Origin of the sequence: Neoluteolibacter marinus, assembly GCF_014904755.1 — a bacterium.
In the GTDB taxonomy this organism is placed as follows: domain Bacteria; phylum Verrucomicrobiota; class Verrucomicrobiia; order Verrucomicrobiales; family Akkermansiaceae; genus Haloferula; species Haloferula marina.
Window position 1 is genome coordinate 24873 of sequence record NZ_JACZFQ010000052.1, and the last position, 23644, is coordinate 48516.

Below are 23644 nucleotides of genomic sequence, written 5' to 3' on the forward strand. Positions count from 1 at the left end.
TAAGGTTTCCGTCACGATGAGATGGCTCGCATGGATATTCTATCTTGGGGTGGTGACCTGCCTGCGGGCCGAGCAGGAAACGGTGGTGGAGGCCGAGCCGTCGCCCGGATTCATTCGTGTGGCGGAGGCGGACGACGCGACGCGGCTGCAGACCGCGGTGGTCAAGTTCACCAAGGGTGAGGCGAGCGTCGAGTTGGTGGGGGCGGTCCACATCGCGGACCGCAAGTACTACCAAGCCCTCAACAAGCGCTTCGAAGCGTACGACGCGCTGTTGTTTGAAGGCATCGGCGGCGGCAAGCCGGCTGCCGGCATCGCCGCGGAAAAAGAAGCCCCTGTGGCCCCGGACGTGGACCCCGGGGTCCCGCGCCGGAAGGGCAAGCTCGACGGATTGCACACCGCGTATGAGTCCGGGGCCAGATGGCTCGGGCTTTCGTACCAGATGAAGGAGATCGACTATGGGAAGGCCAACTTTGTCCATGCCGACCTCAGCATGGACGAGTTCATCGCCCTGCAAGCCGAGCGCGGGGAGTCATTGATCGGCTTCGCCCTCAAGGCGGGGCTCAAGAAGCCGGAAGGAGAACCGGTCAAGGAGCCCAACTCCTTCAAGATGCTCACTTCGCTGGTCCGCGGCGACAAGGATGGCTTGAAGCGGGAGCTGGTTCACAGCCTCGGTGCCGGCGACGATCAGGTGGCGGCGCTGGCCGGCGATAACGTCATCATCGGCGACCGCAACGCAAAGTGCCTGCAGGTGCTGGATCGCGAGGTGCTGGCCGGCCGGAAGAAGCTGGGGATCTTCTACGGGGCCGCCCATTTCCCGGACATGACCCGGCGCCTGCGCGAGAGCGGGTGGGCCGAGGGGGAACTCGAGTGGCTGACCGCCTGGGAAATCGGCAAGCCGGAGGAATGACGGGGGCCTAGGGTGGTGGCGGTGCCGGCTGAACCGACACCGCCACTCCTGCTGTTCCATGCAGCCCCTGATGGGGAGTGTTTTCAAAGGTCGGGGGCCCCAGGTGGACGTCCCGACCGGCGCCTCAGTCGACCCGGACGCGGAGGAAAGCCCGGGGCGTGTCGGTGGTTTGGCCGGGAACGCGGAACGAACGGTATTCCCAGCCTTCCGGCAGTTCAGGCAAGCCAACCTGGAAGAAGTTGTTGGGGGAGACCTCTGTTACCGCGGCTTCCCAGGTGAGGAGTTCGAAGGAACCCTCGACCCGATAATTCGCACCGTCCTGCGTCGCGATCTGGTCGCCTCCGTCCGGGGAGAACTCCGCCCCGCTGCGGACCGGGGTGGTCATGACGAACACGGACTCCGGCGGCCCCCCGGCATTGGTGTTGCCCACGGCGGAATAGACCACCGGCACGTCGCTCACTTCGGGATCGGTGGCGAGGGCGAACTCCTCGATGTTGTTGCGGCCGTCGCCGTCCGGGTCGGCGTCGGGAAGGCGGTCTTCCTCGTCGGTCAAGCCGGTGTCCTCGATCCACAAGGTGTAGGGATCGATGTAGGTCACCTCGAGGTTCGAGACGGTGGCGAAGTCGGTACCGATGCCGAGCACGGTCGAGGGGAGTGCGGCGCTTGCGGTGAAACGCACCTTGCCGGCGCCCGCCGGAACCGTTTCTCCGGTCTGGAACTGCACCGTGGCCGTACCCGAGCCGGCCGGAGCACCGATGATTTCAATCAGCTCGATGCCGAGGATGTTCGCCACCGTGCCGCCTCCGGAGTAGCCGATCGACGCGCCTGAGCCGTCGAGGAGTTCGATGCCGAAGGACGGGGCGATGCCCAGGGTTGAATTCAGCAGGTTGCCTCCGCCATCGACGTCGAAGCTCACGCGGTAAACCGAATTCGGCTGCAAGGTCAGCTCGTTGCCCGAATCATCGAAGGTCGCGGTGGCGGACCAGGACAGGTCAAGCGCGGTGCCAACGCCCAGCGCTCCCAGCAAGCTGCTCGACGGGGCATTGCTGAGGCGGAATTCCAGCTCGTCGCCCGTCAGGGCCACCTGGGCACCGGTCTGGGTGACAGTGACACCCAGGGCACTCAAGCGGGCGCCGCCGGCCGCGGTGGCGTCCCAGTGGTCGCCGAGCGTTCCGGTGGCCGTGCCGCCGAGGGTGAGATCGAGGATGCCCGGGGGCGGGGGAGTGACGGTCACGTCGCCGGCAGGTCCGAAAAGGTCCGGATAACTGGTCCCGTCGACGAGCGGGAGTGTGGCGTGTGCTGTGCCGAGGAGGGCTGCAGTTGAAAACAGGGTGAGGGAAGGACAGATTTTCATGCAACGCCACCCATCTCCCGGTCGCGCTTCAGTCGCAACGCGCTGCTGGTACTTTTTGTTTATAGTCAGATAACGCGAACTGAAGTTTTGAGACTTTCCATGGGTCCACGCGAGCATCGCCGGTGCTCCTTCCGGCGGGGATTTCCGGGGGCCGGGAGATCCCAACCCCTTCCCCTTTGACATTCCGGGAGGCGGGAACCACGCTCCGCGCGAACTCCCAACAGCATCCCTAAAATCATGGCCTACGATCTCATCGTCATCGGCGGCGGCCCGGCCGGCTACGTCGCCGCCATCCGCGCCGCCCAACTCGGTAAAAAAGTCGCCTGCGTCGAGGCGGACCGTGCCGGCGGCACCTGCCTGAACTGGGGCTGCATCCCGACCAAGGCGCTGCTCAAGAACGCCGAGCTGTACCACACGCTCACCCACAAGGCCAAGGAGTTCGGCCTGTCCTTCGACAATCTCCAGTTCGACTGGTCCGCCGTGGTCGGCCGCTCGCGCAAGGTCTCCGACCGCCTCGCCGGCGGCATCGAGTTCCTCTTCAAGAAGAACAAGGTCGACTACGTCCGTGGCCACGGCGCGCTGCTCGGCAACGGCAAGGTGGAAGTCACCGCCGCCGACGGCTCGAAGCAGACCGCCGAAGCCAAGCAGATCATCATCGCCACCGGTGCCAAGTCCCGCCCGCTGCCGCCGCTGCCCTTCAACGGCACCACGGTCATCGGATCCAAGGAGGCGATGACCCTCGAGAAGCAGCCGAAGAGCATGATCATCATCGGCGCCGGCGCGATCGGGGCCGAGTTCGCCTACATCTACAACGCCTACGGCACCAAGGTGACTGTCGTCGAAATGCTGGCGCGCATGCTGCCGGTGGAGGACGACGAGATCGGCGACGCCCTGGAAAAATCCTTCACCAAGCAGGGCATCCGCTGCCTGGTGAACACCAAGATCACCAAGACCGAGGTCAAGGGCAGCCAGGTCGAGGTCACCGTCGAAGGTCCGAAGGAGAACGGCGTGCTCACCGCCGACGTGGTGCTGGTCGCCATCGGCGTGCAGCCCGTCTTGCCCGGCGGCCAGCAGCCGGAACTCACCGACCGCGGCTTCGTCAAGGTCGGCGACCGCTACGAGACCTCGATCCCGAACGTCTATGCGATCGGCGACGTCAGCGGCCCGCCGCTGCTTGCCCATACGGCGTCCTTCGAGGCGCTGCAGTGCGTCGACGGCCTCTATGTCGAGGGTCACAAGGTCCGCAAGGTGACCAATTTCCCCGGCTGCACCTACTGCCACCCGCAGGTCGCCTCGGTCGGCAAGACCGAGCGCGCGCTCAAGGAGGAAGGCGTCGAGTACAAGGTCGGCAAGATCCCGTTCATGGCCATCGGCAAGGCGATCGCCGCCGGCGAGCCGGACGGTTTCGCCAAGCTGATCTACGGCAAGAAGCACGGGGAGCTGCTCGGTGCCCACATCATCGGTGACAATGCCACCGAGCTGATCGCCGAGATGGGCCTGGCACTCGACCAGGAACTGACCGCCGACGAGATCCACGCCACCATCCACGCCCACCCGACGATGAGCGAGGTGATCCACGAGGCGACCCTCGCCGCCGACGGCCACGCGATCCACTTCTGAGCGGAACCGCTTTCACGACCAGGCCGCCCCGGGAAACCGCGGGCGGCTTTTTTGTCATCCGGGAAAACAAGCGCGCCGCCCCCGTGGTGAGGGCGACGCGTGTCAATGAGCTCGAGTTGTTTGCTCCGGTCGACCGGTGAAGGATCTGAATGGGGGGGGAGGGCGAGCCGTCTGCCGGTGGTCGGGAACGCTGGCAGCTTCCCTGAATCCGGCATGCGTGAGAATACGCAGGATCGCGTACGCCACGCTCAGGAGCCCGGATCGCTCCGCACGGCCGCGGTGCGGGTTTCGGCACCGGTCTTGCGGAGGATGTTCTCGACGTGCTTGTCGACAGTGCGGGGCGAGCAGCCGAGGATGACGCCGATCTCCGCGTTGCGCTTGCCCTCCCGCAGCCAGCGGAAGACCTCGCCTTCACGCGGCGTCAACGGCTCGCCGCCAGCGGCTGCGACCAGACGGTCGATCCGGTCGATCCGGCACATGTTGCGATGGGCCAGCGCGATGTGGCGCGCGGCCAGCCCCAGCAAGGTCTTGGCCCGCTCCGGGATGGCGAGGTCGCGGTTGATGGTGAGATTGGAAATCCAGCCCGGCCGGGACAGGATCACCTGCACCTGGTGCCTGATCTCGAAGGGACGGTGGATGTCCTGATAGAAGTCGGTGCGATGGAACTCCCGCCTCGGCATCAGGTCGGCGATGTCCACCACCGGTCCGGTGCCGCCGTTCTGGATGTAGTTGTAGATGGGGTTCTGGCGGTAGACTTCCATCAGGCGCGCGACCATCTTGCCGACCCCGGCCGTGTCCGCGGGCAGGTTGTGGTCGAAGGCATAGTGGCCGCTGCTTTCTTCGATCTGGTCGAAAGTGACGATTGCTCCGGGAAGCAACTCCTCGGTGACCCGCACCAGTTGTTTGCCGAACTCCCCCGCGGCCACCGGTTCCTGCAACCCGGCAATGAAGTCGAGCAGGCGCTGGTAGTCCGAATGGCCGAGCCGTTCCATGCGAATCCCGATTCTAACCGTTCCAGAGGACGGTTCAAGCGGCCTGTCGCCATGGGCGGCCTCACTTTGGAACCGTTCGATTTGAAGGAATCGCGCGGCAGCTCGGGTAGGGCGCGACCGCCCCCGGTCGGCCGCGAGGCGGGAGAAGGGCCAGCCGTCGGGGGCGCCCGACCCTACCGCTTGCAGCCCTCCAAGATGAGATAGCCCTGGGGTGGCACATGCCCGGAAATCTTTGCGAATTGACAGCCCACGAACAAAATGGCCCTCTCGCTCTATTGCGAACGCGTCGCAACAGCAATTGGAGCACCATGAACCGATCCATCCCACGCCATCCGCTGAATTCGACCACCCGCGATCTGATCCGGGCCTCCGCCTTCGGGTGCACCCTGCTCTCGGGTACATGGCTGTTTGCCCAGGACGAAATCGCCGGGAGCGGTGAGGCCGACGCCATGGAAGACTTGGCCCCGCTGATCGTGGAAGCCAGCGCCGATGCCAGCGAGCAGGGCTTGATCGAGGCGTTTGCCGGCGGCCAGGTCGCGCGCGGCGGGCGGGTGGGGGTGCTCGGGGCGCTCGACTACATGGAGACGCCTTTCAGCCTGACCAGCTACACCGAGGAGCTGATCGAGAATCAACAGGCGCAGAGTGTCGGCGACGTCCTCCTCAACGACCCGGCGGTGCGGGTGGCGCGCGGTTTCGGCAATTTCCAGCAGACCTACCTGGTGCGCGGTCTGCCGGTCTATTCGGACGACATGACCTACAACGGCCTCCACGGGCTGTTGCCGCGCCAGTATCTGGCGGCCGAGCTGGTCGAGCGGGTCGAGGTGTTCCGCGGAGCCAGCGCGTTTCTCAATGGTGCCGCTCCCGGTGGCAGCAGTCTCGGCGGCACGGTGAATGTACTGCCGAAGCGGGCGGCCAGCGACCCGCGCTACGAATTCACTACTGGCATCCAGACCGGCGGCCAAGGCTATGCGGCGCTCGATCTCGGCCAGCGTTTCTTTGACGGCCAGCTTGGCGTGCGGGTAAACGGTGCACTGCGCGATGGCGAAACCGCCGTCGATGGCGAGTCGGTCGGTCTCGGCATGCTGGCGCTCGGCCTCGACTGGCGCGGTGATCGTTTCCGCCTCTCCGCCGACCTCGGCTACCAGGACCTGCAGCGCGACGCCACCCAACCGAGCATCACCTTCGCCCCCGGCGTGCCGATCCTGCCGGCACCGGACGCTTCGACCAGCGTGGCGCAGCCGTGGACCTACTCGGACGAGCGCGACTACTTCGGTGTCTTGCGCGGCGAGTTCGACCTCAACGACTGCTGGACCCTGTGGGCCGCGGTCGGTGGCCGGGAGGGCGACGAGGACAATTCCTTCGCCAACCCGACGGTCATCGCCGCCGACGGAACCACCAGTGCCTACCGCTTCGACAACGTTCGCGAGGATTCGATCTGGACCGGCGAGATCGGTTTGCGCGGTGACGTGACGACCGGCCCGCTGCGCCACCGGCCGACGCTTTCCTTCACCGCCTACGAGTTGGAGTCGAAGAATGCCTACGCCTTCTCCGACTTTGCCGGTTTCCCGGGAAATCTCTACCTGCCGTCGCCGGTCGCCCCGCCGGCGGCCGACTTCTTCACCGGTGGCAACTTCGCCAATCCGCTGGTCACCGAGGAGACCGAAACCTCCAGCTTCGCGGCGGCGGACATCATCTCGCTGTTCGATGACAAGCTGATCCTGATGGGCGGCTTGCGCTACCAGACGATCGAGAGCCGCAGCTTCGACTACAACACGGGAGTGCAGACCGCCGGCTACGACGAAAGCGAGATCACCCCGATGGGCGGTATTCTCTACCGCTTCACCCCGCAGGTCGCCGGCTACGTGAACTACATCGAGGGCCTGACCAAGGGCGACATCGCTCCCGCGACCTCCGGCGGAGTGCCGGTGGCCAACGCCGGCCAGGCGCTCGCGCCCTACGTGACGGAACAGTTCGAGGCCGGGGTGAAGTTCGACTTCGACGGCGTCGGCGCCACCCTCGGGCTCTTCCAGAGCGAAAAGCCGGTCACCGGGCTGAACAGTGCGGGCTACTTCGACCAGCTCCACGACCAGCGCTACCGCGGGATCGAGCTCAGCGTCTTCGGCGAGCCGGCCGAGGGCGTGCGGCTGCTCGGCGGCGCGAGCTTCCTCGACACCGAACGGGCCGGCCTCGACCAGATCGGTTCGCCGCACGCCCAGTTCAACCTCGGCGGCGAGTGGGACTTGCCCTTCCTGCCGTGCCTCACCCTGGACGGGCGGGTGCTCCACACCACCTCCCAGTATGCCGATGCCGCCAACACCCAGAAGGTCCCGTCGTGGACCCGCTTCGATGTCGGCCTGCGCTACACCACCGAGCTGTCCAGCGGCCAGGAGCTGACCTTCCGCGCCCGGGTGGAAAACGTCACCAACGACGACTACTGGGCCTCGGCCGGTGGCTTTCCCGGCGCCGGTTACCTGACCGTCGGCGCCCCGCGGACCCTGGTCCTGTCGGCAAGCTACGCGTTCTAACAGAATCGTGCGCAAGTACTTCTGGCGTCTGCATTCGATCGTCGGCCTCGCGGCCGGCGTCGGGCTGCTGGTGATCGGTCTCAGCGGCAGCCTGCTGGTTTTCCACGAGGAAATCGACGCGCTGCGGCTGCCGGAGCAGACCCGCGTCGAGCCGACTGCCGCCGGCCGGCTGCCGCTCGACGAGCTGGTGGCCGCGGTGGAGAAGGCCGCGCCCGGCCACGCCGTCACCGGCTGGCGGATCGACCGCGACAACCCACATGTCGCCGACGGGGTTTTCGTGATGCCTTTCGGCACCCGCGAGTGGCATTATTTGACCATCGATTCCTATCGGGCGGATGTCTTGAGCCGGCCGACCGACCATGAGTCGACGCTCAAGCACTGGCTGCTCGACCTGCACACCGAGTTCTTCGTTCACGACATCGGCATGGCCGTGGCCGGATTGCTCGGGGTGGCGCTGTGCTTTCTCGGGCTGTCCGGGCTGTGGCTCTACCGGCGCTTCTGGAAATCGCTATTGCGGCTGCGCTGGAAATCGAGCCTGCGGATGCTGGCCGGGGATTTCCACCGGATGGTCGGCATCTTTTCGGTCGGCTTCAACCTGCTGCTCGGCTTCACCGGCGCCTGGTGGAACCTGTCGCACGTGGTCGAGGATCTCACCGGGCAGCCGGCCGACCCGGCCGACGAGGTGCTGTTCCACGAAAAGCTCTTCCCCGCCAGCCTCCAGCTCGCGGCCTTGCCGGAAAAGGCGCGCCAACATATCGAGGGCTTCGAGACCCGTTATATCTCCTTTCCGTGGGCGCCCGGCGGGCCTTTCACGCTGTGGGGCAGCCACGAGGATGCGGCGTGGTTCCGCAGCGACTATGGTTCACAAGTCGCCTTCGATTCGCAAAGCGGCGACTTCCTCTCCGCCCATGACCTCACCCGGGACGGGACGTGGAAGCAGATCGAGGACGCCTTCGAGCCGCTCCACTTTGGCAACTTCGGCGGGCTCGTCTCGAAGTCCCTCTGGGCCGCTGCCGGCTTTGCTCCGGCCTTGCTTTGCCTGAGCGGCATGGCCATCTGGTGGCAGCGCCGTCGCCGCACCGGATGAATTGGGGCTCCCAATTCCGCGGGGACGCTCCAAGGTCGCGGAATGTTCTACGACCCGCCCAATGCCCCGACCGTCCCGGAGCCGGTTCCCGAGGTGCCGCGGCGCAAGTTGTGGACTTCGCTGATGGTGCCGCCGCTGGTCACCGCCATCGCAACGCTGGTCTTGAGCGGTGTTGCCAACGCCGGGCGCAACTACGGGGCGGAGCTGTTGTTCGTCCTGCCTCTCGGGCTGGTGACGATCCTGATCTGCATGGTCCCCTTCACGCAGGCCCTGAAGGTGCGCTACCGCGGTCGGGGGCTGGTGCTGACTTCGATCGGCTACCTGCTGGGCCAGATCATCGTTTGTCTGTGCCTGTGGTTCGGATGTTGCGTGCTGGTCCTGGGATAGGCCGCGCCGGCGTACAAGGAGAACGCCGCACCCGGTATTCCGGGGCGGCGTGAAAGGAGACCGGGCGGTTCACTCGCCGGAGTCGTCGGATCCTTCGGCAGGCTTCGCGTCCTTGGCTTGCTCGGCGATCTTCGCCACGTCCGCGGCCGGGAGCACCACCGGCGAGACCTGGATCTGGCCGCCGCGGCTGGAAGCACCGCTCTTGCCGCGGCGCAGCACCGACATGCCCAGCAGCTTGCCATCGGCGAGATAGACCGGGCAGCCGACGGCGTCGCTGGCGACGCGGTAGAAGGCCCGCGGGCGGACCGTGAGGCCGGAGATCTCGCTGGTCAGCAAGCTGGGCTCGCGGTTGAAGGCCTCGTCGAGGCGACCGAGCACGATGCACTCGTCGAGCAGCTCGCCCTTGGCGGAATCGGCCAGATCGATGGCGCTGAACTCAACTCCCTTTGCTTCGTCGCTGTCCATGCGGACCTTGATGAAGGCGAGGCCGAGGTCCTCGTCCTTGAGCACCAGGTCGGCGGGGACTTCCGAGCCGTCGGCCGTGATCACCTTGATCTCCTTGAACTCGGAAGTGGCGGACAGCTTGATCTCGCCGGCCGGGGTGTTGACCGTCTGGCCGTCGACCATCGACGACTTGTCGAGCGCACCGAGGGCGGTGACGATCATGCCGGACGGATCGATCACGGTGCCGGTGACCTCGCTCTTCTCTTCCTTTTCCTGGGCGGCGAGGGCGGCCTTCATTTGGGCCGGGATGTCACCCTCGGCACTCATCGAGGTCTTCGAAAGCACCGACAGCCAGACCACGGCGTCCTTGTGGGCGTCGGAGAGCTTTTTGGCGGTGTCGCGCAACTCGGCGGTGGATGCGGTGGCGAGGGCGGTGGTCGCCACGAGGGCGAGGGTGGCAATGCGGATCATGGGACGTTTGGTTGGAATGGACTCGGTTGAAATCACCAGCGGGGTTCGATCTCGAGGAACTGGGTGCGCGGGCCGCGGCGGATGCCGAAGACAATGCTGCGCGGCTTGGCCTCGCCGAGGTCCTTGAGGGTTTTTTCCAGGACGTCGATCTCGTTGGTGGGCTGGCCGTCGATGGTCAGGATGATGTCGTCCGGCGCGAGCCCGCCGAGGGCGGCCCAGCCGCTGGGCTCGACCTTCAACACCGAGATGCCGGCGGGTTCTTCGCCTTGTTCCTCCTTCGCCTGGTCGCGCTGGGCGGACGAAAGCTGGCGGGCCGTGAACTCGAACTGGTCGTCCTTGTACTCCAGCAGCTCGCTGTCATCGACCGGCCGCGGCGCGAGGTCGACCGACCAGCTTTGCGCTTCACCGTCGCGGAGGCCGCTGAGTTCCACGGTGGCGTCGACCGGGTAGGCGAGGATCAGTTCGGGGAAGACGTCGGAGTCCTCTGGCCGGCGCGCGTTGATCACCTTGCCGTCGAACTTGAGGAGCAGGTCGCCTTCCTTGAGGCCTGCTTTCTTCGCCGGAGAGTCCGGGGCCAGCGCGGTGACCCGCACGCCCTTCTTGCCGGGGATGCCGAGGGCGGCCGCGAGCTCGTCGGTGATCACCTGGGTGGCAGCCCCCATCCACGCCTTTTCGGCGAGCCGGGGGCGCACCGGATCCTTCAGCGGGCCGACCTTGACGACGGTGGCGAGTTGCTGGTGGTTGCGCTCGAACTCGACCAGCAGCGGTTTCGGTTCGTCGAGGTCCTTGGTGAATGCGGCGGTGAATTTTTCCAGGTCGGCGCGGGTGGCGACCGGTTGGCCGCCGACGCGGATGATCACGTCCGCGCCGCGCAGCGGCGGCTTCGCCTGTGCGGACGGGCCTCCGGTGCGGACGGTGTCGACCAGCACGCCGTCCTCGTTGTCGCGGTACTTCTCGAGTGCCGAGACCTTGGTGAAATCGCGGGCGGTCAGGCCCCATTCGCGCAGCTCGCTCTCCTTCCCCATGTTCGGTTCGCGCACGATGGTGGTCATTTTCCAGGTCTGCGGCTGGCCGTCACGGGTGCCGGCGAGGGTCACTTCGGTGCCCGGCACGGTGTCGAGCACCATGGCGTTGAAGACCGGCAGGTCCTCATCGGCATGACAGTCGGGCAGGTCGGTTCCCCGGTAGTTGGTGATGAAGTCCCCGGGCTTGATGCCGGCGGCGGCGGCCGGGCTGTCCTTCCAGACCGAGGCCACCAGCGCGCCTTTCTCGTTGGCCATGCTGCGCAGCAGCGGCTGCACCTCGAGCCCGATCCAGCTGCGGGTGACGCTGCCCTTTTCGATCAGCTCCGCGGCGACCTTCTTGGCGAGATTGGCCGGGATCGCACCGCCGAGACTGGCGATGCCGACCTCGTTGACGCCGACGATCTCGCCGGCGGGATTCACCAAGGGGCCGCCGCTGTTGCCGCCGAAGATCACCGCGTCGTGGCCGATCCAGCGCACCAGCTCGCCGACCTTTTCGCCGTCGAGCGTCATCGAGATCTGGTGGCGCGGGACGATCATCTCGGTGTTGGCGACGATGCCGCGGGTGACCGATTGCGACAGGCCGCCCGGGCTGCCCATCGCGAACACGACATCGCCGACCTTCAGTTGGTCGGAGTCTCCGAAAGTCGCGACCGCGAGCGGCTGGTCCTTGAAGCGCCGGGTCGAGAGGTCGAGCTTGAGCACCGCGAGGTCGGACAAGGCGTCGGTGCCCACCAAGGTCGCGTCCACCTCCTCGCGGTTCGAGAGCGTGCAGACGAAGCGGGTGCCGCGACCGGCGACGTGGTGGTTGGTCAGCACGTAGCCGTCGGATGAAATGATGGCGCCGCTGCCGCTGCCCTGCATTTTCCGCATCCGGCCGTCGGAGCCTTCTTCCATGACCACGTAGATGCGGACAAGGGCAGGGAAGACCTTGCGGATCGCGTCGCTGACCTCGGCCGCCGGCGGCGGCGATGCCACTTCGGCGAGCAGCGGCGATGCGGGCAGGAGCGCGAGCAGAAGGGCGGCGGAGATGCGGGATTTTCGGATCATGTCGACGTAACGGACGCGCCATCAAGCGTGCGCGTCGGGTCGGCTTGTTCAAGTTTTCGAAGCCGCCGCCCGCCGGTGCCACCAGCGGCAGGTCCCGGTTACCAGCAGGGCACCGAGGGCGAGGCCGGTGAGATTGGCAACCAGGTCGGCGGCGTCATCGGCCATGAACTCCCGCCGCAGCAGGTTCGGCACGACCTCCGAGAGCACCGCGAGGCCGGTGGCGAGCGGCCATGCGTCGCGAACTCCTGCCACGGCGAAAACCGCCAGGCCGACCGCGAAAAACGCGGCGACATGGGCAAAGGGAAAGTCCTGGTCGATCTTCCGGATGGCGCCCGCAGCTACATTATCGGCCCGGTCGTCGTGGATGACGGGCGGCGCGGGGTTGGAGGGCTTGGGCAATGCCGGCGCGGGCGCGGGAGCAGTCATCGGAGAAGTCGACGAGTTGGGCTGCGGTGGGACGACGGCAAGCGCCGGTACGGGCTTCGGCGGCGCGGGGGTCGGTGCTGCCGCGATCTCTTTTCCGAGCAGGAACCCGCCGGGAAGCGGCCGGGCGTGGAAGTTCGGCTGCGGGAAGACCAGGAACCAGCCGGCCGCCACCAAGCCCAGTGAAGCCGCCGCCTGTCGCAGCCGGCCCTTGCGGTGGCCGAGAACCGCGGCGGCCCAGCCCGTCCAACCCGCCAGCAACGCCACTGTCGCCGCGACGATCCACCCTCGTTGTTTCACCGGGGTGACGGTCAAGTCCCGCACTTTCAGAGTCCCGGTCGCCGCGAGGTTGTTGAAGAACAGGTGGGGCTCGCCCATGTCCGGCGGCAGGTCCAGCACACACTCGACGGTGTGCCATCCGCGCGAACCCGAAGCATTGATCAGGTCACCGTCCGCCGGCCAATGGAAGCGACCCGTGGGGTCCTTGCCTGCTAGCGAAACCCGGGCGCTCCACCACGATCTGCCGTCCTTGTGTTCGACGTCCTCCCAGGCCGCGTCGAGCCGCACCCGGACAAAACGCAAGTCCTCCAGGCCGGGCAGCACGCACTCGGCGCTGGCCCGCGCCTCGCCGTCAGGCGGCAGCAAGGTCCAGGTGCCGTTCTCGAGCTCGAACCGCTCCCCGGCCTTCACCGTCCAGCCGCTGAAGTCCGGCCCGAGCCGGATGTCCGGATCCGGTCCGGTACGCTCGAAGCGGAGCTGCCACACCGCACCGCTCAGAAAAGTCAGCATGATCCCGCAGAAGGCGATCAGGAGGCGGCGGCGCGTCACGCGCGGATTCCACTGGAATCCGCCGGCGGGTGCGATGCTAAACGGCGGGCGGACGTTGCAGTCCGTCGAAGCCCGGCTGCACCGGACTGGTCATGCGCCGTGGAACCCTTGCCAGGCCGGACGACCGGGTCAGCGGTTTCTCGACAGGGGACAGCGGGCAGTGGTTTCGCCCTCGATCCACTGCAGATCGAAGAATTTCATCCCGAGCGGAACGCAACCGCGCTGCCGCCAGCGGCGCAGGTGCTTGGCAACCATGCCGGTGGGGTAGCCGAAACGGGACGGGACCGGGTCGGTCCACTCGATCTGGTCGGTATGCTCAAGGCAAACCAGCGAGAGGTCCCTGGGGATGGAGATCCCTCTTCTCCTGCAGTAGCCGTACAAGGAGTGGACGTGCAGGTCCTTGCCGACGATGACCGCGGTCGGGTCGTTGATCCGGAAATGCCGCTCCCAGTAGCTCTTCCAGACCGCGGAGATGGGTTCGGCGAAGATCGGTGTGAGCGCCTCGATGTCGACCCGCGAGGCGGCCTCGCCGAGTCCTTCGGCCAGGCTTTGACGGACCGCGACGGTGATCTCGATGCCCATCGGCTCGACCGGGATCAGGATCCGTTCGTGGCCCAGTTCGTGCAGTTTGCGGACCGCACTTTCGACCACCGTGCCGATCTTGAAGCCGAGGCCGCTGAGGTTGGTCGCCGCCCGCCAGGCGCCGCCCACCAGGAAGGTCGGCAGCAGGCGGACTGCCGCCTGGACCCACTCGGTGGTGGCCACGCTCAGCAGCAGGGCGCGCGGGCTGTAGCGCTCGATCGCGCCCTTCAGGACCTCTTCCGGGTGCTTGAAGCGGGAGAAGTCCAAACTGATCACGTGCGACTGTCCGCCTTCGTTCTCCCAAGCCAGCCGGTACGCCTGACGCTCGATTTCCTCGCTGCGGGACACCGCGCCATCGCCCCGGATGATCAGCAGGGTCTGGCTGGATGAGGGCTCGGCTGCCGGCGATAACCGGATGACCCGCCGTTTCCCCTGCCGGGCCGGGCCGATGCTGCCGCGGCTTTCGAGAACCTGAAGTGCACCGATGCAGGTGCGTGCGCTGGTGAGGTAGCGCTTCATCAGCGTCCGGTGTCCCGGCAGGTGCCGTTCCCAAGTGCCGGCCCTGATGTCGCGCTCGATCAGCAAGGCGAGCTTCTGCGGCAACCGCTCACGGCACAAGTGTGACTCCATGGGCCGCTTTCCTACAACGCGAGTGTTTGTGGGACCAGTCCCGAAGCGGCAACTGCTGCCGAAATGAGTACAGCCAAATGGCGGTCAAACGGGCAGCGTGGAAAGGCCCCGGGCACCTCTGCTGCTGGTTTGAGGGTTGCGCCGCGCGTTCCGCTGGCGCCGGCGTGATGCCACCTCCTCAAACGCAAAACCAGTATCCCTCATGATCAAATCACTCCTCCTGTTGGCGGCCCTGCCGCTGATCTCGACCTCCATGGTCCATGCCGGGACCCTTGCCCGCTGGACGCCGGTCGCCGACGGCGACCCGCTGCGGGGCAATGCCTACTCCGAGTCCGGCACGGTTCCCGGGGCGGACGAACTGGCCGCGGGCTTCCGCGAAGGCCTGCTTTCCCGCTCTGCCGCCCTTCCCGGATTCGCCAATTCCGGGGCGTCCTGGACCGGGGCCTCCGACTCGAGCGCCTTCAATCCCGACCAGTACACCGCCATCCGCCTGCTTGCGGCCGGACCGCTCGAATACCGCATCGATGCCCTAAGCTACGAGATCTTCTCGTTCGGCACCTCGGTGGAGGATGTCGAGGGTGAAGCGGTCATGAGCGACGTGAAGTTCGTGCTGCGGTCCAGCCTCGACGGCTTCACCACCGACCTCGCCTCGCTGACCGCGAACTACGACGGGGGCCATGTGGCAAGTTTCGACCTCACCGGGGTTACGGAGCTCCAGAGTGTCACCGGCGACATCGAGCTCCGCCTCTACATCTGGGAAGACGGAGCGGCCGACCCGCTGCTGTTCCTCGATTTGACCGGCGACCTGATGGTCGAGGGCGAGGTGCTCAGCACCGAGCCCGACGTCGTGCTGGCCCGCTGGATCCCGAGGTCGAACCCCCTGGGCAACAGCACCGAAGTCGAGCCCTTCACGAAAGATGCGGCGATCGGGATGTCTCCCGTCGCACGACGCGTGTCGCAGGGCGGGGGAACCAACGGGAGCGCCGCCTGGCCCGGCTACATCGAGAGCGCCGAACTACTGGAAACATCGTATCTGGAGATCGAGCTCTTGCCGTCCGCGGGAGCCGACTACTCGGTGACCCGTGTCGGCCTGACCATCCAGACCTACGGGACGGAAAGCGCGAGTGGCTGGGGCGCGGCGATCCGCTCGAGCCTCGACGGCTTCACCGCCGACCTGGCCACGACCGCCGGCACCGATGACATCGCCGATCTCGTCTTCGATCTGAGCGGTCATCCGGAGCTCGGGTCGCTCACGCAGCCGCTGACGCTGCGCATTTACATTTGGGACGTGGATCCGCTGGACGGCGGAAGCCACGATCCCTTCATGTGGGCCGATATCCGCGGCGACGACTATTCCAAGCACCGCGGGGTCTACGTGCTGGGTGCGATTGATGCACCGCCGCTCGATCCGGCCGTCATGTCCGCCGTCTACGACGAGGAACTGGGCTTCCGGATCATCGTCGCCAACCTCACCCCGGGCGTCGAGTACGACATTTACTCGACCACCGACCTGTCCGAGCCCTTCACCCGCCTGTACCTCAACAGGGTCGCGACCAGCTCCACGGAGGAGTTCATCGACGCTCTCGCCGATCCGGGTTTCGAACCACGCCGCTTCTACCGGCTCGAAACCCTCGAGTGATCCCGAACCGGCCGCGACGGCCTCCGTCCGACACGAATCACGATGAAAACGAAGCAGGCATACAAACCGGGAATCAGGCGGGGATTCGCGCTGGTGGTGACGATGTCCCTGATGGTGCTGCTTACGATGCTGGTCATGGCACTGGTGCAGCTGGGCAGCATCGCCATCCGATCCTCGTCCCGCCTCGACGCGATGACGGCGGCGCGAGCCAACGCGATGGTATCCCTCAACCTCGCGATCGGCCAGCTCCAGCGGACGCTGGGGCCGGACCAGCGCATCACGGCGCCGGCCAGCCTGGCTCCCGGCCGGAGTTCCAGTGAGTGGTGCGGCGTCTGGTCGCCCGGCGACCTGGATGACTCCGGCCTGAGCCCCGCCGTCGGCTGGGGTGCCAGCTACGGGAGTCCTCTCTATCTGACCGACCGGCGCACGAAGCGCAGCGGCTGGAAGGACGAGTGGTTCATCGAGGAACTGGTGACCACCGGGACGGCCGCGGACGCCGGCCGGATCACGGTCGGGATGACCGGGGACGGCGACGAGGTGGAGGTCCCGGAGTTGCGCTCCGATGACAACGGCGGGCTGGCGTGGTGGATCGAGGATCTTTCCCAGCGGGCCAGCGTGGGCAGTGGCGTGAGCCCGGCCGATGCCGGTGGCGTCGGCCTGGCGTCGGCACCCCGCGTGGACGCCTCGCCACTGTCGCCGGAGGGAGCCTCCTGGGACAGCGATCCCTTCGCCTCCGATCGCGAGCGCGAAAACACGATCACGATGCAGACCCTCGAGCTCGCCGCGTGGGCGGACATCGGCGGGCTCGACTCGCCGGTCGGGACCCGCTCCTTCGGGCTCTTCACCGACCCGGTGAACGGCGGGCTGAAGGGCGACCTGACCCGTTTCGTGGAGTCGGAAGACGAAGCCGCCGGGGTCCTGCCACAATTCGCCCTCGATGGCATCCGCGGCGAGGCGTCGATCCTTCCCGAGCCTTTCCACACGGTGACCGGTCCCCGCTGGGACCGGCTGCGCCGCTGGTTCCGTGCCGGGCAGGAGAGCACTCCGGGCAGTGCCGTCGCGGCCACGGTGCCGGAGTCGATCCGCGCCGCCAAGGTGTACGGTGGCGAGGGCTATGCCGTGGATGCCATCAAATCGAGCGAGCTGCCGCTGCACCCGGTGGTCGTCGATGCCGGCTTCCACTGGGACTACACCCCGGAGACCGACACCGCGCAAAACATCCTCTGCCATGTCTATCCCCGGCTCACCCTTTGGAATCCCTACAATGTCGAGATGGATGCCGGCCGCTATGTGATTGCGATGCCGAAGCACATCGACAGCGGTGGCGGGCTGTCGGTGGAGGTGGCGGACCAAAACGGGGCCGTGACCCGGATTCCAACCGTGGTCGCCGGTTGGGGTGCGCAATTCCGGGCCAGCGGGGAGGCTTCCGATCACTACTTCCTGTTCACGGTGGAGGCCACCACCTTCGGTCCCGGCGAATGCCTGGTCTTCACCCCGCGGACCGGGGGCGGTGCCCGCAGCGCGCAGCCCTACGATGCCGCCCGGCCGTCCTCGAACATCCTGACCGCGGCCCAGCCGGTCGGCTCCAACAATTTCTACATCCGCCATTTTTCCACCAAGCCGGACTTGGCCCGGATGCTGGCGCGCGGCATGCGGGTGAAGCGCTACATCACGACGCCGCTCGATTCCCCGGACTACGCCGAGGCCCTCCACTGGAATCCCAAGCCCTTCCTGCTCAAGGCCTGTCCCGGCAGCAGCTTCTCGTCGGCCGAAGTGCTCACCGGCAAGGGCTTCCCGACCTTGCAACGGCTCTACGTGAACGACGGCGGCGGCGGCAAGGACTACTTCGCTTCCGCCGGCCAGCGCGCGGCCTACATCCGCTACAGCCCCGGCTGGAACGACGACCCGTCGAACAACGGCTCCGAATGGGCGACCTTCAAGGACAACCCGAATCGCAACCCGCCGCGCAACTGGTACTACCGGGTGCACCAGTCGTGGATCGACGACGAGAAGGAACTCGCCGCGGTCGGCCGGCTCGGCTCGCCCCAGCCGCCCTATGCCTCGGCGGTGATGGCCGACTGGAACCCGATGGCATCGGTGGTCTTCCGGACGCCCTCGACCTATCTGCTCGAACATTTCGACCTGCATGTCGGCTGCTGGTACCGCTGCAAGGCACCCCACGATGCCCTTGGGCCCGATCAGGACTGGGGAATCTTCGCGGACGGGCTCGCGAGGGGCTGCCCCTTCGGTGATCCGCGCGAGTATGCCTCACAGCTGTCGTTCCCGCTGATCGATCTTCCGGAAGCGGGCCAGCCGCTCCAGTCGATCGGTGCCCTGAGGAACGCGCCCCTTTCCCCCTGGCTCTGGCACCCGGCGCGGATCGTCGGCACGTCCCGTCCTTCCCTGCACGCGGACCGCGATGCCGGGGCAATCCCGACGCTCGCGACCGGGGCAAACCCGTGGAAAAACATCATCGTCCAGACCGATGCGGTGTTCGGCGACCTGATCCAGGAAAACGACCACCGGCGCGAGACGCTGCTCTACGACATCGCCTACTCGGTGAACCGCCGGTTGTGGGACAGCTTCTTCGCCTCGTCCTGGTCGGTGGATTCCGGCTGGAACGGCCACGAGCGGCTGCCCAACCGGCAGCTCGTCGCCCATCCGCTGCTGGGCGGCGCGGAGCAGGCGCGGAAAGCCTCGGTCGACGATGCCGGCGGCCTGGGGCTCTGGTTGTCCGCCTATCTGCTCGTCAATGGCGGCGCCTTCAACGTCAACTCGACCTCGGTGGAAGCCTGGGCCGCGGTGCTCGGCGGGCTCAAGGGGCTGACGCGGACCACGGCGGGCGACGGTTCGCTCGATGGCGATCATCCTTTCGCGCGATTCCGCCAGCCGGTCACCGCCGACCCGCTGTGGGGCGGGTCGCTGGCGCTCAGTGACGATCAGGTGCAAGAGCTTGCCGGCGAGATCGTCGAAATCGTCAGGGAACGCGGTCCCTTCCTGGGGGTCGCGGATTTCGTCAACCGCCGCCTTGCCACCGGTGACTCGGCGGAAGCCGGGGTCATCGACGAGGCCCTCTTGCGGGCGAACCTGGTGTCCGGCGACCTGCTCAAGTTCCCCGCGACGGGCAACGATAACGACAGCAAGGTCCGGCAGAACCTGCGCAGCCGCGAGGAGAACGCCTCGCAATGGAAGCTGGCGGGAAGCGCGGGCTTCATCGAGCAGGGCGACATCCTGGAGCCGGTCGGCGGCGCCCTGTGCGCGCGCGGTGACACCTTCCGGATCCGCGCCACCGGGGTCGCCTACGGCGAGCGGGGCGAGGTCCTCAGCCGGGCCACCTGCGAGGCGGTGGTCGTGCGTTCGCCGGACTACCTGCTGAAGCGCCCCTTCGACGACCCCGGCGATGCGAACTCCGGCAATTCAGCGCTGGTAGCGCCGATGACCCGCGGGATCCGCGACAGCAAACTCGTCAACAACCCCCAGCTCCATCCCCTCAACCAGCGCTTCGGGCGCCGTTTCGAGGTGCTCGGCATCAAATGGCTCAAGACCCCATCCGAATCATGAGAAACCTGCTCCTGTTCATCCTCGCGTTCCTGCCCGGCCTGCATGCGGACGAGGAACGCCAACTCCTGGTGGCGGCTGTCGGCGATCTGCCGGTGCCGCGTCTCCACGCGGTCGAGGAACACGGCTTCCGTGGCTACAAGCGGGACGAGACATCCTCGCCGCTGGTCTTCCCGGGAACCTGGAGCGTCCGCCATGCCGGCGGCGCCGGGGAGATCGAACTACGGCTTAACCAGGAACCACGACGTTTGTCCTATTCGGCTGGTGAGGTCGGGCTGGAGCTCCTGCCGCAAGGGGACGGCGGCGATTCCCGTCCGCTGCGGATTGCCCCGGAAAGCGCCAACCCCCTGGTGATCCTGTTCAACCGACGGCCGGACCAGCCGTGGCTGGAAGGTCATGACCGCAAGCTGGTGGATTGTCAGCCGCAGGTGTCGTCCCGGCCGACGGCAACCCTCCTCAACCTCAGCGGAGCCATCCTGCACTACCGCGGTCCGGACGGCAGCGGTCAGCAGTTGTCACCGGGGAAATCCGCCACCGCCGCCATCATGGTGAGCCGCGGCGCGGACCTCAAGCTGCTGCCCCTTGCGGCGAGCGCCGGGGGCCGACGCTTCACGCTCGACGTCTGCCCCATCGAGGTCAGCGGCCGGCTGGCCCCGGTGGTGGTCGTCCACACCGCGATCGGTGCCGCCACCAGCAAGCGGCCCTTCAAGGTGACCGTGATCCAGCCGTCGCGGGCGGCGGGCGGCGCCGCGACCAAGAAGGACTGAGGCGGCCATCCCTCGGCCGGGCAGGACCCGGTGGAAGTTGCGTGTGGCATCCTTCGGGTCCCTGCCGATCACCCCTTCCTCCCCCGGCGATTCTTCCTGGTCGGGAAAGGTTCCGATCTTGTGCGGCTTGTTCGCGGCGGACCCGGATTCACTCGACCTGCTTCACCCGGTAGTAACGCCTCGTCGGAGGAGCGGGATCGGGGTCGTTCCAAACCGTGTGGCACGATTCGGCTCCGAGTTCCGGGCCGGCTGGCCGCCAGTGGATCATGTCTTCGGAAACCTCCACCTGATAGTCGCGGCCCGGTTCGGTGCGAAGTTCGAGACGGCGGCCACCGTCGGGTGTCGCGGTCAGGGCAAGTTCCGGTCTCGCGTCAATGGCCGGTTCCGGGAAAACCGAGTCGGGGCTGACCTGGAGCGAGAGGTTCGGATTGAGCCACAGGTCCGGGCGCGAGGCGGCGTATTGCAGCATGACGACGCGGTAGTCGCCGGCCGGGATTGGACCTGTGACGTCGATGAAACCATCGCCCGAGGCATTGTAGAGGTAGGCGTCCCCGGGCAGGCCGGAGACCGCGAGGCGGAAGCCGGAAATCGGCCACGGGGTGGTGTTGTGGACCACCACGAACTGGAAGTAGATGCCGGCGATCGGGTCGTAGGAGACCCCGGTGGCCAGCCCGACGGCGACGTCGTCCGGATTGAACTGCAACTCGTATGCCCCGGCATCGGCAGCGGGACCAACTTGCCGTTGGAAGCCCTCGCCCCGCTGGTCGAATTCGGGAGCGGCTGCGATCGGAATCCCGAGGTCGAGGGCCGGGCTGTGGGCGAGGATGGGTATCGTCCGCGTGAATCCGCCGTGGAATCCGAACTCGCCCAGCCCGGCGTCCGCCACGGAAACACTTGTGCTTGAGGGATTGCTGGGAAAACGGGTTTCGACGGCATCGAAGAGATTGCCGCCTTGGTCGAACGTGTAGGCCGCGCGAGCACTGAGCTTTACGGAGTTGCCCAGAAACAGGCTGTTGCTGGACGTCGCGCCAAGCCCCAGGATCAGAGGGGAGGAATTCGAAATGAACGAACAATGAGTCAGCCGGACTTCCCCGACGATCACCGAATCAGTCCCTTGGCTCCGGGTGAAGGTACAGTTTTCGACTTCGATCGGCAGTCCGTAGGTGTAGGAAATCGATCGTCCCCTGTTTCCTTCGAAGAGGCATCGTCGGATTACCGCGGGATACTTGAGGGTGTAGGGATTGAGTGCACTCCCGTTGTCGAGGAACTCGCAGTCCTCGACGAGGATGGTGCCTTGGTAGCGGCTGGAGGATACAACGTTGGAGCTTCCGCGGATCACCAGCCGGCGCAAGGTGAAGGCTTGGCCGGAAGCAACGAACAGCGTGCCTCCGTCGCCTTGGATTGTCACCCTGCCTGGCGAAGGCGGGCCTTCAAGAACCACTTCTCCCCGATACGCGCCGGACACGGAAATCGTCACGGGAGCAGTCGTGAATGGAACTCCTTCGGCTTCCGAAAACCGGACGGTGTCCACGCCCGGAAACAGGTCGGCATTGCTGAATGCCTGGAACAGGGAGCCTTCTCCAGAAGCTGCTGTCCGCGTCACCACCGTGTCGTTGCGCCCGATCACAAGGCGGATGGATTCCTGCCGCAAGGGATCGGTGGTTAGTTCGACGGTCTCCTGGGCCTCCGCGTGATCGTCGTCGATGGTTTCGAATTCGATCAGGGCACTTTCTTCTCCGGTGGCAAAGCGGACATCGAAGTAGCTTCCCGACGAACTCGGGATCAGCGGTAGCTCCATACCATCCCGCCGGATCCGGAAGTCCGACTCGACCCCTTCAGTGGCGAGATGGACGAGGGTGTGATTGCTTGTCGGGGTTTGACGGAACACCCGAAGTGACAGGACTTCCCCGGATTCGGTTCGACGGGTCCGGCGGGGATCCACTCCGACGGCCGACGCGGACTGATCCGTCGGGGTCCCGTGGAGCACCGGAACCAGCAATTTGCCGTCGGTGTGAATGGCGAGCAGGTTTCCCGTCGCTCGAAGTAGGTGGATCCAGTTCGAAAGGTCGTAGTCGCGGAAGCCGTCGCCTCCTGCCGGGGGAAGCCGGGTACCATCATCCGATGCGACGAGTTGGCCGTTCAGGTAGACCGCAAAAGCCGCGACCTCCTGTTTCAATGAAAGTGTCAGGGCATCCGGCAGCGCTGTGAGTTTAAAGCGTTGTCGGGTCGAAATGCGGTTGACGGAGGAAAAGGTTGTCGAGACTTCCTCGAAGCGACTCCGGCCGCCGAACCCTGCCGGCGCAACGTTCCATGTCAGTGCAACCTCGGGATCAAACCAGTTGCTCGGAGGGGTTGAAGTTGAGAATTCCGCCGGATCGCCGTCCGCGACATAAATGAGGGTGGGCTTTGTCGGAGGTTCCTGAGCTTGAAGGGAAGTTGTGGCGAAGCAAAAGAAAAGCAGGGGGAGTTGGGCTTTCATGCTTAGCGATTACGTCCAAAGAATTGTCTTTGTAAATACAAATAGTATACTCGGGATATAAAATGTTAGGATGTTTGAGCTGCGCCGCGAGATCTTATTCGACATCAGGGCACGAAAAAGCCGCCGGCGTTTCCGCAGGCGGCTTCGGGCAGATAGTGGTCGGTTCAGCCCGCGAATTTCGCGGCGACGACGTCCCAGTTCACGACGTTCCAGAAAGCGCCGATGTAGTCCGGGCGGCGGTTCTGGTAGTTGAGATAATAGGCGTGCTCCCAGACATCGAGGCCGAGGATCGGGGTGCCTTCGCAGCCGGCGATCGCTTTGCCCATGATCGGGTTGTCCTGGTTCGGGGTCGAGCAGACGGCGACGCTGCCGTCGGCGTTCTTCACCAGCCAGGCCCAGCCGGAGCCGAAGCGGGTGGCACCGGCCTTGGCGAAGGCTTCCTTGAAGGCGTCGAAGGAGCCGAAGGCCTTGTCGATGGCCGCGGCGAGATCGCCGGACGGGGCCGAGGCACCGCCGGGGGCGATGACTTGCCAGAAGAAGCTGTGGTTGACGTGACCGCCGCCGTTGTTGCGGACCGCACCGCGGATGTCTTCCGGCACCGCGGCGAGGTCGGCGATGAGTTCCTCGGGGCTCTTGGCCTCGAGGTCGGCCTTGCCGGCGATGGCAGCGTTGACGTTGGTGACGTACGCGTTGTGGTGCTTGTCGTGGTGGATCTCCATGGTGCGCGCGTCGATGTGGGGTTCGAGCGCGTCGAAGGCGTATCCGAGGGCGGGAAGAGTGTAGGCCATGATCGTAGGTCGGTTTGATTTGCGTTCGCGGGGCAGCGCCGGTACTCCGGCAGGGCGCGCGCGACCCGCCCACGATGCCGCGCCTCCCGTC

General features: G+C 66.2%; 16 protein-coding genes. 8 read left to right on the top strand and 8 right to left on the bottom strand.

Going from position 1 to position 23644, the window contains the following annotated elements; translation table 11 throughout:
- The first annotated feature begins 16 nt into the window (after nucleotides 1–16).
- Entirely contained in the window at nucleotides 17–907 is an 891-nt protein-coding gene (locus tag IG178_RS11795) for a hypothetical protein (protein WP_193212753.1), read from the top strand.
- 124 nt (nucleotides 908–1031) lie between these two features.
- Here IG178_RS11795 and IG178_RS11800 read toward each other — a convergent pair whose 3' ends face one another.
- Entirely contained in the window at nucleotides 1032–2261 is a 1230-nt protein-coding gene (locus IG178_RS11800) for a hypothetical protein (RefSeq protein WP_193212754.1), read from the bottom strand.
- Between the two features lie 237 nt (nucleotides 2262–2498).
- Here IG178_RS11800 and lpdA point away from each other — a divergent pair, with 237 nt between their 5' ends.
- Nucleotides 2499–3881 (top strand): dihydrolipoyl dehydrogenase, encoded by a 1383-nt coding sequence (lpdA, locus tag IG178_RS11805; protein WP_193212755.1) that lies wholly within the window; start codon nucleotides 2499–2501, stop codon nucleotides 3879–3881.
- 248 nt (nucleotides 3882–4129) lie between these two features.
- Here lpdA and IG178_RS26025 read toward each other — a convergent pair whose 3' ends face one another.
- A complete protein-coding gene (locus IG178_RS26025; protein ID WP_305067826.1) occupies nucleotides 4130–4873 on the bottom strand; it encodes a LuxR C-terminal-related transcriptional regulator in 744 nt (247 codons plus the stop codon).
- Nucleotides 4874–5181: 308 nt separating this feature from the next.
- Between IG178_RS26025 and IG178_RS11815 the strand changes: the two genes are divergently transcribed.
- Genes IG178_RS11815 through IG178_RS11825 form a run of 3 tightly spaced genes read left to right on the top strand, consistent with a single transcriptional unit; the run spans nucleotide 5182 to nucleotide 8872 of the window.
- A complete protein-coding gene (locus tag IG178_RS11815) occupies nucleotides 5182–7398 on the top strand; it encodes a TonB-dependent receptor (RefSeq protein WP_226895345.1) in 2217 nt (738 codons plus the stop codon).
- A 7-nt stretch (nucleotides 7399–7405) separates the two neighbouring features.
- On the top strand, nucleotides 7406–8485 hold the full coding sequence (locus tag IG178_RS11820) for a PepSY domain-containing protein (protein WP_193212756.1): 1080 nt from the start codon (nucleotides 7406–7408) through the stop codon (nucleotides 8483–8485).
- 42 nt (nucleotides 8486–8527) lie between these two features.
- Nucleotides 8528–8872: a hypothetical protein gene (locus IG178_RS11825; protein WP_193212757.1), complete on the top strand. Its 345-nt coding sequence runs from the start codon at nucleotides 8528–8530 to the stop codon at nucleotides 8870–8872.
- Nucleotides 8873–8941: 69 nt separating this feature from the next.
- On the opposite strand, the gene IG178_RS11830 is transcribed toward IG178_RS11825, so the two are convergent.
- From IG178_RS11830 to IG178_RS11845, 4 genes are all read right to left on the bottom strand, one after another.
- The gene (locus tag IG178_RS11830; protein ID WP_193212758.1) at nucleotides 8942–9787 is read right to left on the bottom strand and encodes a S1 family peptidase; all 846 of its coding nucleotides are present in this window, start codon (nucleotides 9785–9787) and stop codon (nucleotides 8942–8944) included.
- 32 nt (nucleotides 9788–9819) lie between these two features.
- Nucleotides 9820–11859 carry a PDZ domain-containing protein gene (locus IG178_RS11835; protein WP_193212759.1) on the bottom strand — a complete coding sequence of 680 codons (2040 nt, stop codon included), beginning with the start codon at nucleotides 11857–11859 and terminating at the stop codon, nucleotides 9820–9822.
- 48 nt (nucleotides 11860–11907) lie between these two features.
- A complete protein-coding gene (locus IG178_RS11840; protein ID WP_193212760.1) occupies nucleotides 11908–13110 on the bottom strand; it encodes a hypothetical protein in 1203 nt (400 codons plus the stop codon).
- A gap of 129 nt (nucleotides 13111–13239) precedes the next feature.
- The gene (locus IG178_RS11845; protein ID WP_193212761.1) at nucleotides 13240–14322 is read right to left on the bottom strand and encodes a substrate-binding domain-containing protein; all 1083 of its coding nucleotides are present in this window, start codon (nucleotides 14320–14322) and stop codon (nucleotides 13240–13242) included.
- Nucleotides 14323–14524: 202 nt separating this feature from the next.
- Between IG178_RS11845 and IG178_RS11850 the strand changes: the two genes are divergently transcribed.
- The 3 genes from IG178_RS11850 to IG178_RS11860 are packed head-to-tail and all read left to right on the top strand — an operon-like array spanning nucleotide 14525 to nucleotide 20286.
- Nucleotides 14525–15961, top strand: coding sequence for a hypothetical protein (locus tag IG178_RS11850; protein ID WP_193212762.1), 1437 nt, complete (start codon nucleotides 14525–14527; stop codon nucleotides 15959–15961).
- A 42-nt stretch (nucleotides 15962–16003) separates the two neighbouring features.
- Nucleotides 16004–19522, top strand: coding sequence for a pilus assembly PilX family protein (locus tag IG178_RS11855; RefSeq protein ID WP_193212763.1), 3519 nt, complete (start codon nucleotides 16004–16006; stop codon nucleotides 19520–19522).
- Complete coding sequence (locus IG178_RS11860; RefSeq protein WP_193212764.1) at nucleotides 19519–20286, top strand: hypothetical protein; 768 nt, start codon at nucleotides 19519–19521, stop codon at nucleotides 20284–20286. Before IG178_RS11855 ends, IG178_RS11860 begins: the two co-directional genes overlap by 4 nt.
- Before the next feature lie 148 nt (nucleotides 20287–20434).
- Here IG178_RS11860 and IG178_RS11865 read toward each other — a convergent pair whose 3' ends face one another.
- Together IG178_RS11865 and IG178_RS11870 are read right to left on the bottom strand one after the other, a co-directional pair.
- On the bottom strand, nucleotides 20435–22462 hold the full coding sequence (locus tag IG178_RS11865) for a right-handed parallel beta-helix repeat-containing protein (RefSeq protein ID WP_193212765.1): 2028 nt from the start codon (nucleotides 22460–22462) through the stop codon (nucleotides 20435–20437).
- Nucleotides 22463–22929: 467 nt separating this feature from the next.
- Complete coding sequence (locus IG178_RS11870; RefSeq protein ID WP_193212766.1) at nucleotides 22930–23553, bottom strand: superoxide dismutase; 624 nt, start codon at nucleotides 23551–23553, stop codon at nucleotides 22930–22932.
- Nucleotides 23554–23644 lie beyond the last annotated feature (91 nt).